Annotated in this window: 11 protein-coding genes and 1 tRNA gene; 3 read left to right on the forward strand and 9 right to left on the reverse strand. The window is 63.2% G+C overall.

Annotated features, from left to right (window positions below; genetic code table 11):
• Positions 1–47: 47 nt before the first annotated feature.
• Together AC1DXU_RS10735 and AC1DXU_RS10740 are read right to left on the reverse strand one after the other, a co-directional pair.
• Positions 48–2,285, reverse strand: coding sequence for a mannose-1-phosphate guanylyltransferase/mannose-6-phosphate isomerase (locus tag AC1DXU_RS10735; RefSeq protein ID WP_477316162.1), 2,238 nt, complete (start codon positions 2,283–2,285; stop codon positions 48–50).
• Positions 2,286–2,338: 53 nt separating this feature from the next.
• The gene (locus AC1DXU_RS10740; protein ID WP_477367926.1) at positions 2,339–3,238 is read right to left on the reverse strand and encodes a LysR family transcriptional regulator; all 900 of its coding nucleotides are present in this window, start codon (positions 3,236–3,238) and stop codon (positions 2,339–2,341) included.
• 98 nt (positions 3,239–3,336) lie between these two features.
• Between AC1DXU_RS10740 and AC1DXU_RS10745 the strand changes: the two genes are divergently transcribed.
• Positions 3,337–4,224: an NmrA/HSCARG family protein gene (locus tag AC1DXU_RS10745; RefSeq protein WP_477367929.1), complete on the forward strand. Its 888-nt coding sequence runs from the start codon at positions 3,337–3,339 to the stop codon at positions 4,222–4,224.
• A gap of 100 nt (positions 4,225–4,324) precedes the next feature.
• Here the strand turns inward: AC1DXU_RS10745 and AC1DXU_RS10750 are convergent, their stop codons facing one another.
• A complete protein-coding gene (locus tag AC1DXU_RS10750) occupies positions 4,325–5,845 on the reverse strand; it encodes a phosphomannomutase/phosphoglucomutase (RefSeq protein ID WP_477367932.1) in 1,521 nt (506 codons plus the stop codon).
• A gap of 199 nt (positions 5,846–6,044) precedes the next feature.
• Between AC1DXU_RS10750 and AC1DXU_RS10755 the strand changes: the two genes are divergently transcribed.
• Together AC1DXU_RS10755 and AC1DXU_RS10760 are read left to right on the forward strand one after the other, a co-directional pair.
• A tRNA-Pro gene (locus AC1DXU_RS10755) sits at positions 6,045–6,121 on the forward strand.
• A 219-nt stretch (positions 6,122–6,340) separates the two neighbouring features.
• Positions 6,341–6,685, forward strand: a complete 345-nt coding sequence (locus AC1DXU_RS10760) for a hypothetical protein (protein ID WP_477367935.1) — start codon at positions 6,341–6,343, stop codon at positions 6,683–6,685.
• 38 nt (positions 6,686–6,723) lie between these two features.
• Here AC1DXU_RS10760 and AC1DXU_RS10765 read toward each other — a convergent pair whose 3' ends face one another.
• The 6 genes from AC1DXU_RS10765 to glgX form a co-directional block, all read right to left on the reverse strand.
• Positions 6,724–8,343 carry an ABC transporter ATP-binding protein gene (locus tag AC1DXU_RS10765; protein WP_477316152.1) on the reverse strand — a complete coding sequence of 540 codons (1,620 nt, stop codon included), beginning with the start codon at positions 8,341–8,343 and terminating at the stop codon, positions 6,724–6,726.
• Between the two features lie 17 nt (positions 8,344–8,360).
• The gene (locus AC1DXU_RS10770) at positions 8,361–9,488 is read right to left on the reverse strand and encodes an ABC transporter permease (RefSeq protein WP_477316150.1); all 1,128 of its coding nucleotides are present in this window, start codon (positions 9,486–9,488) and stop codon (positions 8,361–8,363) included.
• A complete protein-coding gene (locus AC1DXU_RS10775; RefSeq protein WP_477316148.1) occupies positions 9,481–10,404 on the reverse strand; it encodes an ABC transporter permease subunit in 924 nt (307 codons plus the stop codon). The genes AC1DXU_RS10770 and AC1DXU_RS10775 overlap by 8 nt, the downstream gene beginning before the upstream one ends.
• 175 nt (positions 10,405–10,579) lie before the next feature.
• The gene (locus AC1DXU_RS10780; protein WP_477316146.1) at positions 10,580–12,172 is read right to left on the reverse strand and encodes a peptide ABC transporter substrate-binding protein; all 1,593 of its coding nucleotides are present in this window, start codon (positions 12,170–12,172) and stop codon (positions 10,580–10,582) included.
• 473 nt (positions 12,173–12,645) lie between these two features.
• Positions 12,646–14,274 (reverse strand): beta-galactosidase BglA, encoded by a 1,629-nt coding sequence (gene bglA, locus AC1DXU_RS10785; protein ID WP_477367938.1) that lies wholly within the window; start codon positions 14,272–14,274, stop codon positions 12,646–12,648.
• Positions 14,274–16,277: a glycogen debranching protein GlgX gene (glgX, locus tag AC1DXU_RS10790; protein ID WP_477367941.1), complete on the reverse strand. Its 2,004-nt coding sequence runs from the start codon at positions 16,275–16,277 to the stop codon at positions 14,274–14,276. Before glgX ends, bglA begins: the two co-directional genes overlap by 1 nt.
• Positions 16,278–16,397: the final 120 nt, after the last annotated feature.

The raw sequence follows: 16,397 nt of genomic DNA on the forward strand, positions 1-16,397 counted from the left end.
AGCGCGTAGTCTCCCCACTTGAGGGGAAGAGCAGCAGCTTGTGCGTCTCACCCCTTCTCAGCCGTCCTATCCAGATACTGCGTCAGCGCGCAGACCAGGTGATAAAAGATGCTGGCCGGCACGTCCGACGCCAGCGAGCGGCCGCGTTCGTCGATGCGGTCGATCCACAGGCCGAGCGGCGCCGGGTCGATGTGCCAGCGGAACAGCCGGCCGACACGCGCCTCGATCTCGGGCTTGAGGTCAGGTCCGCCCGAACCGTCCAGCGCAATCGCTGCCTTCACCGCTTCGGCCTGCGGCCAGCTGCGCGATAGCAGGTCGAGCGGCAGGGCTTGCCGCGACACAGCGCCATAGGCGAGGCCAGTGGCGCGGTTGAGGCCGTTAGCGATGGCCGAGGCGTAGAGCTTTCGGGCAAAGCCGGTCAGTTCGCTCTGGCCGCTGCGCGCGGCGAAATCGACCAGCAGCGAGGCCCATTCGAAATGGTGGCCGGGCTCCGTCCATGAGCCTTTCTCGCCAGCCGCCGGTTTCCATTCGGCGTCGAAATATTCGCCGAGCGTCCAGCTCTCCGGGTCGAAGAAATGGCTGCGGAACAGGTCGATGATGCGGGCGGCGCGGCGCAGATAGGTGCGCTCGCCGGTCGCCTGATGCCAGGCCAGGAAGGCCTCGAGCAGGTGCATATGCGGGTTGGAGCGCCGTTCGCCCTCCCCGTTCGATGTCTCGAGGAAACCGGTCATGCGGCTGTCCTCCAGATGGGCGTCGAGGAAGGCGAAGGTTGCCTCACCAAGCCGCAGTGCATCCGGATTGCCAGAGAGATGGGCGTGCGCCAGCGCCAGCAGCACGCAGGAATGATCGTAGGCATCTTCCGTGGCGTCGGCGACGCTGCCATCGACATTGAGCGTGCGCACCCAGCCGCCCCTGCCGGTGCGGCCCTTGCCGGCGATGAAGTCGATGCCGTGGCCGATCAGCCGGTCGGCGGGACCGTCCCAGCCGTGTGCCTTGGCAACGGCGAAGGCATAGATCTGGCGGGCCTGGGTCCGCATGCGCTTGGGCTTCATCAGCGGCGTGGCGTCGAAGCCCAGCGCCTCGTGGAACCCGCCATGGCGCTCGTCGACGCCAACCGTCGACCATAGCGGCAAGGTCTCCTGAAACAGCCAGTGACGGACGCGGCGGCGCCAGGCGCCACTCTCGATGACGCGGTCATGCGCCGGCGTGAATCGTGTCTCCAGCCGGCCGGATTTTTCCAGCTGCTCGACGATTTTCTTGACGTGCTGGCTGTGGCTGACCGGGGCGACGAAGGTGGCGTCGGCGGTCGAGACGATGGCGACGTCCTTCATGCCGATGGCCGAGAGCAGCCGGCCATCGCTGCGGATGTAGGAGTTTTCGCAATCGATGGCGACGACGTCGCCGACGATGACATTGCCTGCGCTGTCCGACGGACCGACATCGAGCAGCGACTGCCAGGAGCCGAGATCGTTCCAGCGGAAGCCGGCCGGCACCATCGCAATGTCCTTGGCGTGCTCCATGATCGCATAGTCGATCGAGTTCGACGGAATGGCGCCATAGAGCTCCAGCGGCATGTAGAGACCGGACAGGTCAGATGTCGCGGCCTTGTAGGCGGCCTCTGTCGTGTTCCAGATATCCGGCCGAAAAGCGGCGAAAGCGTCGCGCATGGCGCTGGCGCGAAACAGGAAGATGCCGGTGTTCCAGTAGAAATTTCCAGCCTTGAGATAGTTCTGCGCCGTCGCAAGGTCGGGCTTTTCGACGAAACGCGACACGTCGAAGACGCCACCCTTCTCGCCAGCGACCTCGATATAGCCGTAACCGGTTTCGGGCTGGGTCGGCTTGATGCCGAACACCACCAACCGGCCCGCACGCGCCGCCGCGCTGCCGGCCTCGACGCTCTGCCAGAATTGCCGCGCCGTCGCGATCTCATGGTCCGACGGCACCACCAGCACCAGGCTGTCGCCGAAGTCGGACAGCGTGCGCAGCGTCGCCAGCGCTACCGCTGCAGCGGTGTTGCGGCCGGTCGGCTCGAACAGCGGGCCGCCGCCGGACAGGTCGATACCGGCGAGGTCGGCACGAACGCGCTCGGCATGCCGTTCCGAGGCGATCAGGAAGATCGGCGTTTCGCCGCTGGGCCTGTCCGTCAGCCGGCGCAGCGTCTTGACCAGCATCGAGCCGTCGCCCGACAGGTCATGGAATTGCTTCGGGTTGTCCTCGCGCGACAGCGGCCACAGCCGCGAGCCGACGCCGCCGCTCATGACAAAACTGACGATCCGCTCGGTCATTCAGGTCTCGCGCTCAGGAATTGGTTGTGGCCGACTGCTTATTGCACATGCCTTTAAGCTGTGTTTAGCCGATTGGAAATGCGCTCGGCCGCCAGCTCGATGAAAGCCTTGACCAAAGGCGAAAGGTGCCGGCTGCTCGGATAGAGAACGTGGAGGCCACCGGCCGGTGTCGTGTAGTCCCCAAGAACGCGGTGCAACCGCCCCTCATTGATCAACCCCTCGGCAATTGCCTGGGGCAATTGGGCGACGCCGAAGCCCGCAAGCGCGGCCGCAACGACCGCCTGCATTTCATTGGCGGCGAAGCGCCCGGCCACCATGACCGTTTCCTGGCCGCCTGGCCCGTCCAACACCCAATGAGCGGCCGAGGTCGAAGGACCTGCGATGACGCACAGATGATGCGTGAGGTCCGCCGGGCCTTCCGGCACCCCATTGCGCGCGAGATAGTCCGGGCTGGCGCAGAGCAGCCTGTGCGTGGAGCCGAGCTTGCGGGCAATCAGCGTCGAATCCTGCAGTACCCCGGTGCGGAAAGCGAGATCGATGCCGTCCTCGACCAGATTGAGCCTGTCGTCAGTCAGGCGGAGCTCGACCTTGGTCTTTGGATAGATCTCAAGAAAGGCGACCACGGCACTGTTGAGGAAATAGGCGCCGAAACCGACGGGCGCCGAAATGCGGATCGTGCCGGATGGTTCCGCCCTCGCCTCGGCAAGGCGCAGATTTGCCTCCTCGATCGTCCGCAGCGCCTGGCTGCTCTGCTCATAGTAGAGGCGACCGGCGTCGGTCATGTTGAGGCTGCGTGTCGTGCGCTGCAGCAGGCGGACGCCGACTTCGCGCTCGAGCGCGGCTATGCGGCGGCTGACTGTTGTCTTAGGCATGGCGAGCAGGCGCGCGGCAGCCGTGAAGCTGCCGGCTTCGACCACGCGAGCAAACACGACGATGTCGTTGAGATCGAGCATTGTATCCAAAATCGGGACGAAGCTTTCCAATTATAGCCAATTATGCATCAATGTGAAAGATCCTAACTTTGCTCCAGAAACAAGAAGGAGCAGACACTATGACCCCCAAACGAAGCATTCTGGTGACCGGCGCCACGGGCCAGCAAGGCGGCGCGGTTGCGCGCGCCCTGTTGTCGAGGGGCCATCGCGTCAAGGCGCTGACGCGCAAGCCGGACAGCGATAGTGCGCGGCAGCTGGCATCAGCGGGCGCCGAAGTCGTGGCGGGCGATCTCGCTGACACAGCCTCCGTCGTAAGAGCCGCCAGCGACGTCGACACCATGTTCCTCATGGGCAACAGCTACGAGGCCGGCATGGAAGAGGAAACCCGCCAGGGGATTCTTGCCGCCGATGCTGCGAAGTCTGCCGGCGTCGGGCATCTGATCTATTCGTCGGTTGCCGACGCTGACAAGAAAACCGGCATCCCGCATTTCGAAAGCAAGTATCTCGTCGAGAAACACATCGTCGGGCTCGGCATCCCCTACACGATCAGTGCGCCGGTCGCCTTCATGGAGAACATCGTCGCGCCATGGTCGATCGGCGCGCTCAGCCAGGGCACCTATGCCTTTGCGATGCCTCCAAAGCGTGTCCTTCAGCTCGTCGCCCTGGCCGACATCGGCGCCTTCGTCGCTGCCCTCGTCGAGCGGCGTGAGCGGGTGTTCGGCAAGCGCTTCGATTTCGCCGGCGACGAATTGTCCGGCGAAGCGCAGGCGAAGATCCTGTCCGAGGCCATCGGCCGCCCGATCGGCTACCAGGAAATCCCGATCGCCGCGGCCCGTCAGCAGAGCGAGGATGCGGCGCTCATGTTCGAATGGTTCGACCGCGTTGGCTACGACGTCGACATCGCCGCCTTGCGCAGGGATTTCCCGGAGGTCCGCTGGCATAGTTTATCTGATTGGGCGCGAGAATTCGACTGGAGCACTCTTGGGCGGACATCTTCCGCCGCGTGAGTGCCTGTAGCCCATGAAATCCTTGGGTAAGCGAACCAGCAAGCAAGGCGCGGGATCCGCTTACCCCATTTCGTTGGCCTCTCAGGATGCGATGAGATCCTCAAAAAGTCTGGTTGTAGGCACCGACTTCCGGGCTGCGGCGCAGCACGGCATTGACGGCTTCGAACATCTGCCAGCGGCGCTCGGGCGATACCGGGCTCTCCACCACCACGACAAGCGCCGGTTCGTTCGACGAGGCACGCACCAGCCCCCAGGTGCCGTCCTCGGCCACGACCCGCACGCCATTGACGGTGATGAGGTCTGCGATCTTCTGGCCGGCGAAAATGGCGCCGTCCTTCTGCATGGCCTGAAAGTCGGAGACCACCCGCTCGACAACGCCATATTTCACATCGTCTGGGCAGTGCGGCGACATGGTCGGCGTGCCAAAAGTCAGCGGAAGGTCGTGGTAGAGATCGGCCATCGATCTGCCCGGGCTGCGATCCAGCATCTGGCAGATGGCGATCGCCGTGATGATGCCATCGTCATAGCCGCGCCCGACCGGCGGATTGAAAAAGAAGTGGCCGGACTTTTCGAAGCCGGCGATGGCGCCGAGTTCGGCCACACGGCGCTTTATGTAGGAATGGCCGGTTTTCCAGTAGTCGGTGACGGCGCCATTTTCCCGCAAAACTCTGTCGGTGTTGAACAGCCCGGTCGACTTGACGTCGACGACGAAGGTCGAGCCCGGGTGGAGCCGCGAAATATCGCGCGCCAGCATGACGCCCACCTTGTCGGCGAAGATCTCATCGCCTTCATTGTCGACGACGCCGCAGCGGTCGCCGTCGCCGTCGAAGCCGAGGCCGACATCGGCCCCGGCTTCCAGCACCTTGTCGCGGATGGCGTGCAGCATCCGCATGTCTTCGGGATTGGGATTGTAGCGCGGGAAGGTGTGATCGAGCTCGATATCGAGTGGGATGACCTCGCAGCCGATCCGCGCCAGCGCTTCCGGCGCAAAAGCGCCGGCGGTGCCATTGCCACAGGCGACGACCACCTTCAGCGGTCTCGAGATGCGCTTTCCCGCAGTCAGATCGTCGAGATAGGTCTCGCGGAAGCCGGAAACGAAATCATAGGTGCCGCCGCCGACAAGGTCGAAGTCGCCGGCAAGCACGATCTTTTTCAGCGCGCCCATCTCTTCCGGGCCGAAGGTCAGCGGACGTGCCGCGCCCATCTTGACGCCGGTCCAGCCGTTCTCGTTGTGGGAGGCCGTGACCATGGCGACCGACTGGGTCCCCAGCGCGAACTGGGCGAAATAGGCCATCGGCGACAGCGCCAGGCCGACATCCCTGACCCGCGCGCCGGCGGCCATCAGCCCGGAGATGAGCGCCAGCTTGATGCCAAGCGAATAGGAGCGGAAATCATGTCCGGTGACGATGTCGGGCCCAGCACCGAGGCGCCGAATCAGCGTGCCCAGCCCCATGCCGAGCGCCTGGACGCCGATCAGATTGAGCTGCGGCGGCACTTCCGAGCCCGGATGGCCGAACCACCAGCGGGCGTCATATTCGCGAAACCCGGACGCCTTGATCAGCGCCGAGGTTTCAAACTCGAAGGTGTTGTGCCGGGCGTCGCCAACGATCTTCAGGGTCAAGGCAGCAAACTCCAAGCGGCTGGATTCACGTCGTTTCAGGGCGGCTGCTTAGCACACAAGCCATTAAGCCATGTTTATCCGACCTGAAAATCCCGGCTTGCCAGCGATGTCCGACGAAAGGGGACGAAATGCGACAGAAGCGCTGCCATTGGTGCTTGCAGGAACGAAGTACGGCGGCTATAAGCCCGCGGTCTGGTCACGGAGTGTAGCGCAGCCTGGTAGCGCACCTCGTTCGGGACGAGGGGGTCGCAGGTTCAAATCCTGCCACTCCGACCAGAAAAAACAGCGACTTAGCTGTTCTCCCGAAAAAGCACGATCTCCCGGAAAATGCTGCGTTTCATAGCGGCGGGCCAAGGCCGGCCGCGCAGCATCTGCTGCTGCCGCATTCGGGCACGCACTTGACAGCGCAGGATGCTTTTGACGAAACGATAGCCTGCTCTACCTCGACACTATGATCAGTTGCCGAAGTGGCAGTGCTGGAGTGAGGCTGCGGATATGACGCTGATTTCGACGGCACGGTTGCCGCTCCCTGTTTTGCTCCTGCTGCTCGTTGTCGGTGGCTGCACGTCGATGGGCGGAGCGGTCAATCCGGCGAAATACGACACGATGACCTGCGTCGAGCTCAACAATGCCGTGGGAAGCATCGCCCGTGAGATCTCCCAAACGGCCATCAGTCGCGGCAAGGTTGCTAATACCAGCGTGCCGAGCTGGCTGTGGGGCGGCACGCGCGTCAAGACTGCCGTCGCCGATCGCGAAACGGCCAGGATCGACCGGCTGAAGCAGCAGGAAGAGGCGATTGCGGCCGTCAGAGCCCGCAAGTGCCAGGCATCGCAGGAATGAACTGACACGGCCAGAATGCCTGGCTGTCGCCGTCCGCCTTAGGCACTCAATCTGAACCGCGTGACATCGATTGCCGCCGCCATCAGCGTCTGCGTGTAGATGTCCTGCGGATTGCTGAAGATCGCCTCGGTCGGCCCCTCCTCGACGATCTTGCCCTGCTTCATGACGATGATGTAGTCGGCCATCGCCCGCACCACAGCGAGATCGTGGCTGATGAAGAGATAGGACAGTTCGTGGTCGGCCTGCAGCTTGCGCAGCAGCTCGACGATCTGCTTCTGCACCGAGCGGTCGAGCGCCGAGGTCGGTTCGTCGAGCACCACCACCTTGGGCTTGAGGATCATGGCGCGCGCAATGGCGATGCGCTGACGCTGGCCACCAGAGAATTCGTGCGGGTAGCGGTTGCGCGAATTGGGATCGAGCCCGACCTCGAGCAGGGCCTCGACCGCGCGCAGATCGCGCTGCTTGCCCGACAGGCTCGGCTCGTGCACCAGAAGCCCTTCGGTGATGACCTGGCCGATGGTCATGCGCGGCGACAGCGAGCCGAACGGATCCTGGAAGACCAGCTGCAATTCGCGCCGCAGCGGCCGCATCGCCTGACGGTCGGCGCCGGAAATATCGCGGTCGCCGAAACGGATGACGCCGTCGCTGGGCAAAAGCCGCAGCAGAGCGCGGCCGAGCGTCGATTTTCCCGAACCGGATTCACCGACTATGCCGATGGTCTGGTTGCGTTGCAGCCGGATCGAAATGTGGTCGACCGCGCGCAGCAGCAGCGGCTCGCCGGCGAGAAAACCGCCGCCGATCTTGAAGGTCACCTCGACGTTCCTGCCTTCGAGCAGGACAGGCGCCTTGGCCGGCGGCGGCGCCTTGGTGCCGGTCGGTTCGGCGGCAATCAGCATCTTGGTATAGGCATGCTGCGGGTTGGCGAACAGCGCTTGCGCCTCGCCTTCCTCGACCACCTCGCCATAGCGCATGACATAGACGCGGTCGGCAAAGCGGCGGACGATGCCGAGATCGTGGGTGATGAAGACGATCGCCATGCCGAGCTTGCGCTGCAGTTCGGCCAGCAGCATCAGAATCTGCGCCTGGATGGTGACGTCGAGCGCCGTCGTCGGTTCGTCGGCGATCAATATGTCGGGATCGTTGGCCAGCGCCATGGCGATCATGACGCGCTGGCGCTGGCCGCCCGACATTTCGTGCGGGTAGGATTTCATCCGCCGCTCGGGATCGGGAATATGCACCAGCCGCATAAGCTTGAGCGCCTCTTCGCGCGCTTCGGCCGCGTTCAGCCCGCGATGTTTGCGGATCGGCTCGATCAGCTGGTTGCCGATCGAATAAAGCGGATCGAGCGAGGTCATCGGCTCCTGGAAGATCATGCTGATCTTGGCGCCGCGGACCTTGTTCAATTCGGATTTGCTCAGCGTCAGAAGGTTGCGGCCGCGATAGTCGACACTGCCAGTGGCCTCACCGTTCGAGGCCAGCAGGCTCATCGCCGCCATCATCGTCTGGCTCTTGCCGGAACCGGATTCGCCGACGACGGCAACGGTCTCGCCCGCCTTGACATGGATGTTGATGCCCTTGACCGCTTCGACGGCGCCATCGAGCGTGCGAAACCGGACGCGCAGGTCCTTGACGCTGAGGATCGTTTCGGGAGTTTTCATCTCGGCGGTCCCCATCCTTATCGATCTCTCGGGTCGAGCGCATCGCGCAGGCCGTCGCCGACGAAATTCAGCGCAAACAGCGTTGAGACGAGGAAGAAGGCCGGAAACAGCAGCAGCCAGTTGGCGGTGCCGATGTTCTTGGCGCCGACCGAAATCAGCACACCCCAGCTGGTCATCGGTTCCTGGACGCCGAGCCCGAGGAACGACAGGAAGCTTTCCAGAATGATCACCTGCGGCACCAGCAGCGTCATGTAGATCACCACCGGGCCAAGCAGATTGGGGATGACGTGGCGGATCAGGATGCCGCGCTGGCCAACGCCCATGGCTTCGGCCGCCTGGACATATTCCTGGCGCCGGATCGACAGCGCCTGTCCGCGCACGATGCGCGCCATATCGAGCCACAGCACGGCGCCGACCGCCAAAAACATCAGCACGAAGTTGCGGCCGAAAAACACCACCAGCATGATGACGAAGAAGATGAACGGCAAGGAATAGAGCACGTCGACGATGCGCATCATCACCTCGTCGATTTTGCCGCCGGAAAATCCGGCCGCGGCCCCGTAAAGCACGCCGATGACCACGGCGACGACACCGGCAAGCAGACCGATGGCCAGCGAGATGCGCCCTGCCATCAGCGTGCGCGACAACAGATCGCGCCCGGTGTTGTCGGTGCCGAACAGGAAATACTGCTGTTTGACCGACGCAGTCATCGTCAATTCGAGCCCGTCGGGCGATTTGCTCTCTATCTTGGTATCGTCAAAGGCATCGGAGCGGTCGAGATAGCGGATGTTGCGCTCGTCGATCGGCTTGGTCGAGGTGACGGTGACGGTGACGCGATCGCCCTCCTGCTTCCACTCCTTGATGTCGACGCGCATGCGCTTGATTGCATCCTTGAGCGCCGTCTCGATCATGTCGGGCTTCGGATAGGATGAAAAGCTTGGCGGCGTGCGCACATAGTCGGCGTAGATGGTGGTGTATTGATGCGGCACGAACCAGGGCCCGAACACGCTGATGACGCCAATGAAGGCCAGATAATAGAGGCTGAACATGGCGGCGCGGTTGGCCTTGAGCCGCGCCCAGGCATCGCCCCAGAGCGAGCGGCCGACGACGGCCGGCGGGGCGGCGGTGGCTGCGATGTCAGTCATAGCGCACCCTCGGGTCGACGACCGCGTACATGACATCGACGATCAGGTTGAAGACGATGGTGAACAGCGCGATCACCACCACGGTTCCCATCACCAGCGTGTAGTCGCGGTTGAGCGCGGCATCGACGAAATAGCGGCCGACGCCTGGAATGGAGAAGATGGTCTCGACGATGACCGAACCGGTGAGCAGCGCCGCGGCTGCCGGCCCGGTGAAGGAGACGATCGGCAGGATGGCGCCGCGCAGCGCGTGCTTGACCACCACCGACCAATCCGACAGGCCAAGCGCACGCGCCGTTCGGATATGATGCGAGCGCAAGCTCTCAATCATCGAACCACGCATCAGGCGGGCAACGATGGCGATCTGCGGCAGAGCGAGCGTCAGTACTGGGCCGACCTTGTTGATGAAGGCGCCATCGCCCCAACCGCCGATCGGCAACAGTTTCCAGGTCAACCCGAACACAAGTTGGATCACCGGCGCGATGACGAAGGTGGGGATGGTGCTGCCGGCGGTCGCCAGCGCAATCACCGTATAGTCGCCAAGCTTGTTCTGGTTGAGCGCGGCAATGGTGCCGAGCACCGAACCAAGCAGCAGCGCCAGAATCAGCGCGGAGGTGCCGAGCTGGACTGAAATAGGCAAGCCCTTGGCGAAGAGTTCGGTGACGGTGAAATCAGGCAAATTGTAGCTCGGCCCGAAATTGCCGCGCAGCAGATTGCCGAGATAGTGGGCATATTGCAGCCAGAGCGGATCGCCGAGACCGAACTGCGCCTCGAGATTGGCCCTGATCTCGGGGCTCAGGCCCCGCTCCTGATTAAACGGGCCGCCCGGTGCAACGCGTATCAGGAAGAACGCCATGGTCACGATGACAAATAGCGTCGGTATGGCGGTCAGAAGCCGCCGGAGAATATATCGCAGCATCGGCGCCCCGCTTCGGCCAGAGCGACATTACGTCCATGCAGACGCATTGCCACGCTCCGGCGCCTCCAATCTTCGCACCGGGCTAGCCAAAAATCGACCACGACTTTCGGACCGGTGCGATGACCGACCGGCCCGCCGCACCCAGATGAGGCGCGGCGGTCCAGTCAGGGATGATTCAGTCCTTGGAGACGAAGCGGGACGGATGGATGTCCATCACATTGTCGTCGAAGCCATGCAGCTTCGAGGAAACGATATCGTGGAAGCTGTAGTAGAGAAGCGGGATCTGGCCGACATCGTCGATGAGGATGCGCTCGGCCTCAGTGAGGTCCTTCATGCGGTCTTCTGGCTTGCCGCCAGCAGCCGCAGCCTTGTCCATGGCCGCTTCATATGCCGGGCTGACATAGTCCGAATAGTTGTTGCCGCTCGCCTTGCGGGAAATGCCGAGGAAGGTTTCCGGATCCTTGTAGTCGGCGATCCAGGCGGCGCGCGCCACGTCATAGTTGCCCTTCTGCTCGAGGAAGGAATAGTGGGTCTTGGTGTCGGTGTTGAGCAGCGTCACCTCGACGCCAAGCGGCTTCAGCTGTTCCTGGATGGCAACCGCGGTGTTCTTGTGGTTCTCCGAGGTGTTGTAGCGGATCTCCATCTTCAGCGGATGCTCGGGCGTGTAGCCGAGTTTCTCGAGGATCTTCTTGGCGGCGTCCTCACGGTCGATCTGCGGCATGTCAGCAAATTTGGCCATTGCCGGTGTGTAGCCCGCGATGCCGGGAGGGACCATCGAATAGCCAGGCAGCATCGAGTTCTGCCAGACTTTCTCGGCAAGGAAGTCGCGGTCGATCGCCATCGAGACGGCGGTGCGCAGCTCGGGATTGTCCCACGGCGCCTTGTCGGTCTTGATCGCATAGTAGTAGGTGCCGAGATACGGTCCGACGCGGACCTGATCGCCGAACTTGGTCTTGAGGTCGGCAAGCTGTTCGGTCGGCAGATCGCCGTAACTGTCGAGTTCACCGGCCTCGAAGCGCTTCATCGCCGATGAGCGGTCTTCTGTCGGGATGTAGTTGACCACGTCCATCTTGACGGTCGCGGCGTCCCAGAATTTCGAATTCTTGACCAGCTTCATATGGTCGTTGGGAATCCACTCCGCCAGCGTATAAGCGCCGTTCGAAACCAGATTGCCCGGCTTGATCCACTCGGCGCCGAGCTTGTCAATCGAAGCCTTGTTGACCGGATAGGTCGCCTGGTGGGTCAGCATCTCGAGGAAGTAGGGAGTCGGCGCCTTCAGCGTCACTTCCAGGGTGTTGGCGTCGATCGCCTTGACGCCCATATCCTCGGGCTTGCCTTTCTTGGTGTTGACTTCCTCGGCGTTCTTCACGGGATAAAGCATGGAAGCGTATTCGGCGGCGGTCGCCGGATCCTCGAGCCGACGGAAGGAATAGACGAAGTCGTCCGCCGTCACCGGGCTGCCATCCGACCACAAGCCGTCCTTGCGCAGCTTGAAGGTGTAGACGGTGCCGTCATCGGACACGGTCCAGCTTTCGGCGGCGCCCGGAATGAGGTTCGTCTTCTGATCGTGCATGACCAGTCCCTGGAACAGGTCGCGGATGATATCGGCTTCATAGACGGTCGAGGTCTTGTGCGGATCGACCGTCTCCGCTTCGGCGGCGCTGCCTCTGTTATAGACAGTCTCGGCAAGGGCCGGCGTCAGGAACGTGCCGGCGGCAAAGGTCATGGTTGTGGCGACCAGCGTCGCCTTCAGCATGTTTTTCAGCATGAAGTTTCTCCCTGTGGCGCAGCCATCAGCCACGCCTTTCGAGTGTTGACGCCCCGAGACCGATATCTGGCCCCTTTGAGCGCACCGCCGGTTCCCTTTTCCGGCAGCTGGTGGCTGGAGACTAGACAGACGGAAATCTTATTTCAACCGCCCCCTGCTTGACGTAAAGTGAGTAGCTGCGCGCTAAAACAGCAAAGATTAAAGTTCAAAGCACTCTTTCAACTGGCTGCATCTTCCGGTTGCTCCACCGGTTTTCTGGTTTTGCAGCCAGGGTTTGGCGAAAGCCGCACCACGCTCACGAACACCAAAAACCCTGCTTCGAGTTGACGTTTGCGGGCACACAGCGTCCGCGACATCGGCGATCGAATTTACCCTGCAGGTGCTGCTTCTTGATACCTCCTCTGCTCGGCATGGTTGTATCGCGACATGGATCGAGGCAAACAGCGACGTTCCGCAAATCGCTGTGGAAGCCGCTATCTGACCCGCCCGAGGAAGCATCCCAACGGCGGCAGCGACAGCCGGTCCTCCTGCAACACCGCACCGGCACCGCCAAGAGCAATCATATCTATGGCAGTCAGATCCGATGGCAATGGCCAGTTGGCTGGCTCGTCGGCGAAATTGAAAACGCAGAGCATTTTCGCGCCGCCGCCTTCGCGGATGAAGGCAAGGACATCGCCCTCCGCATCGAGAAAGCGGATCGAGCCGTCCACCAGCGCCGGAAGCCGCTTGCGCAGCGCAAGCATCGCCCGATAGGCGGCGAGCACAGACTCCTCCTCGCCATTCTCGACATCGACAGCACGGGCGCGATGGGCTTCCGGCACCGGAAGCCACGGCCTGCCCGAGGAGAAGCCGGCATTTTCGGCGCCCGCCTCCCAGACCATCGGCGTGCGGCAACCATCCCTGCCCTTGATTCCCGGCCAGAAGCGGATGCCGAACGGATCGCGCAAATCCTCGAAGGCGAGTTCCGCTTCCTCCAGCCCAAGCTCCTCGCCCTGATAGAGGCAGATCGATCCGCGCAGGCAGGACAAAAGCGCGATGGAGAATTTCGCCACGGTGTCCGGATCGCCGCCGGGCCGCGTCCAGCGGCTGACATGGCGCACGACATCGTGGTTGGAGAACGCCCAGCAGACCCAGCCATCGGCAACTGCCGTCTCGAAAGCCTCGACGCAGCCGCGCACATGGGCTGCCGAGAATTGCTGGCCGAGCAGGTCGAACGTGTAGCACATTTGCAGCGTGTCGCCGCCGGAGGTGTAGGCGGCCAGCGTCTGCAGCGAACGGCCTTCGTCGCCGATTTCGCCGACGGCGGCGCGGCCTTCATACTCATCGAGCAGCGCCCGGAAGCGCCGGAGGAAAGCAAGGTTTTCCGGCCGCGTCTTGTCGAACAGATGTTCCTGATAGAGGTAGGTGTTGGTTTCGGTGTTGGTGCCGGCGACGCTTGCCGCGAGCGGGGGGTTGCTGCGCAGCCAACGGTCATGGACATAGTAGTTGACCGTATCCAGCCGGAAGCCGTCGACGCCGCGCTCGAGCCAGAACCGCACCGTCTCCAGAAGCGCGTCCTGGACCTCGGGATTGTGAAAATTCAGGTCCGGCTGCGAGGCGAGGAAATTGTGCATGTAAAACTGCCTGCGGGTCGAATCCCACTCCCAGGCAGGGCCGCCGAACACAGACAGCCAGTTGTTGGGTGCGTTGCCGTCAGGCCTGGTGTCGGCCCAGACATACCAGTCCGCTTTAGGGTTATCGCGGCTGGCGCGGCTTTCGACGAACCATTCGTGCTTGTCCGAGGAATGCGACAGGACCTGGTCGATGATGATCTTCAGGCCGAGCCGGTGCGCCTCGGCGACCAGCGCGTCGAAATCGTCAATCGTGCCGAACATCGGATCGACGTCACAATAATCGGAGACGTCGTAGCCCATATCGGCCATCGGCGACTTGAAGAAGGGCGACAGCCAGATGGCGTCGACGCCAAGCGATGCGACATGAGCCAGCCTCGAGGTGATACCGCTGAGATCGCCGCTGCCGTCGCCTGTCGTGTCCTGATAGGAGCGCGGGTAGATCTGGTAGATGACGCAGCCGCGCCACCACTGCGCATTGTTATCGGCCACTAAGATCTCTCCTTCGCGCCAGCCTGCCCGGCTTTGCGTTCGATCCTGAAAATCACCGTTCGCCCCGGCACCGGCCGTGCAATGTCGGCAGCGTCGGTTGGCGCCGCAGCCCACAAAAATCCGTCCCGCTGAGGCAGGGTGAAAACGCAGGCCCGGCGATCACCGTTGAAGATGACGGCAAGACGGCCATCGCCGTCGCTGGCGGCGCCGAGCACCATGACAAGGCGATGCCGATCCGGGTCGTGCCAGCTGGCTTCTTCGAGCGGCACACCAGTTTCCGTCAGCCAGGCAACATCGGGTATGGTCGGCCCCGCAGCCGGCTGGCCGCTTAGAAAGCGCGTGTCCGAGAGCGCCGCGGCGGCACGACGCATCGCGGCAAGCGCAAAGGCATGGCGTTCCAGCGCCTGATCGCGGCCGGCCCAGTCGAGCCAGATGATGTCGTTGTCCTGCGCATAGGCGTTGTTGTTGCCGCGCTGCGTGCGGCCAAATTCGTCGCCTGCTGTCAGCATGATCGTGCCGCGCGAGGCGAACAGCGTCGCCAGCAGCGCGCGCTGATCATCGAGGCGAGCCTTTGCTACTGCCTCGTCGCCACTCTCACCTTCGACGCCGTTGTTCCACGACAAATTGTCGTTGTGGCCGTCGCGGTTCTGCTCGCCATTGGCCTGGTTGTGCTTGCGCTCATAGGCGACGATGTCGGCCAGCGTCATGCCGTCATGGGCAGCGATGAAATTGACCGAGCGGCTGGTCCGCTGGTCACCTTTGGCAAAGACGTCGGACGAACCGGCCAGCCTCGTCGCCAGCGCGCCGACCATGCCGCGATCGCCGCGCCAGAAGCGGCGGATGTCGTCGCGAAACTTGTCGTTCCATTCGAGGAAGGGCGGGCGAAAATTGCCGAGCTGATAGCCGTCCGGGCCGATATCCCAAGGCTCGGCGATCAGCACGCGATCGCCCAGAACCGGATCGTTGTGCATGGCCCGCAGCAACGGCGCGTCGGCGTCGAATGTTCCCTCGACACGGCCGAGAATGGGCGCGAGATCGAACCGGAACCCATCGACGCCGGCATGACTGACAAAGTGACGAAGCGTATCGAGGACCATTTCCCGCACGACCGGATGATCGCAAGCGACCGTGTTGCCGGTGCCGGTGTCGTTGACCAGCCTGTTGTCGGCCTCGTGCCGATAGTAGGCGCGATTGTCGAGCCCACGCAGCGACAGCGTCGGGCCAAGCCTGTCGCTTTCGCCGGTGTGGTTGAAGACGAGATCGAGGATGGTGCCGATGCCGGCCTTGCGCAGCACGGCGACCGTCTCGCGCAATTCGGCCAGGCCGCCCGGAGCAAGCCGTGGATCGAGCGCCATGAAGGTGACGGGGTTGTAGCCCCAGGCGTTGCGCAGCCCGAGCGGCGGCAGGTGCCGTTCGTCGATCGACGCCGTCACCGGCATCAGTTCCACCGCTCCGACGCCAAGTTTCTTCAGGTGCTCGATGATGGCGGGGTGGGCAAGCGCTGCAATCGTGCCGCGCTGCTCCTGGGGGATATCAGGATGCAGCATGGTGAAGGCGCGCACCGGCACTTCGTAGACAAGGCCGCCCGGCTGGAACAGTGGCGGCAAGGCAGGCGCAGGCCGGGGCAAGGCGCCGGCGATGGCCTTCGGCAGCAGCGGGGCGGTGTCGGCCCCTTCGCCGCGGCGCTGGGCCAGCCGCCAGTCATAGGCGTAGGGCCTGTCGATCTCGACCGCATAGGGATCGACCAACAGCTTGTCAGGGTCGAACCACAGCCCGCGCCCCGGCGCATAGTCACCATCGGCGCGAAAGCCGTATCTGGTGCCGGCGGCGAGACCGGCAACGAACAGTGCGTAGACGCCCTCGCCTTCCGGCTGAAGTTCAAGCCGGTCGATCTCGCGGCTTCCCGCGTCGTCGAAGATTGACACCCAGAGACGCCGCGCCGCCGACGACCATGCGGCAAAGCGGATGCCTTCCGGGGTGATGGTGGCGCCGAGTTGGGTCACAGGCGCGTCCTCCACCCTCCCCCTTGTGGGGAGGGTCGCGAACGAAGTGAGCGGGGTGGGGGGCGGCGCAGGGCAAGCGCATCACGAGCACCCCCACCCCGATCCGCTACGCGGATCGAC

This window comes from Mesorhizobium sp. P3_A10 (genome assembly GCF_056403175.1).